At 37.0% G+C, this 243-nt stretch carries 1 pseudogene; it reads right to left on the reverse strand.

The features are described 5' to 3' along the window. Window positions 1-209: pseudogene (locus GQR38_RS20125) on the reverse strand (ornithine carbamoyltransferase); the annotation flags it as partial. Between the last annotated feature and the right edge of the window lie 34 nt (window positions 210-243).

Here is a 243-nt window from a genome sequence, read left to right on the forward strand (position 1 = left end):
ATTACATCTGATGTGATATCTAGACCACGATGTGCAGGCTGGCAATGTAAAATATGTTTAATGCCGGTATTATCAAGCAATGCTTGGTTAATTTGGAATGGCATAAATTTAGCTTTAATTTGTTCTAGTGGTGTATCGTCGCCCATTGATAACCAAGTGTCACCATAAACAACATCATAACCTTTAATATCGTCGATATTATTTGTCACAGTGATCGTCGCGCCAGTTTCTTTTGCGATTTCT

Source organism: Pseudoalteromonas sp. c7(2019), from assembly GCF_011378625.1.
Lineage (GTDB): Bacteria > Pseudomonadota > Gammaproteobacteria > Enterobacterales > Alteromonadaceae > Pseudoalteromonas > Pseudoalteromonas arctica.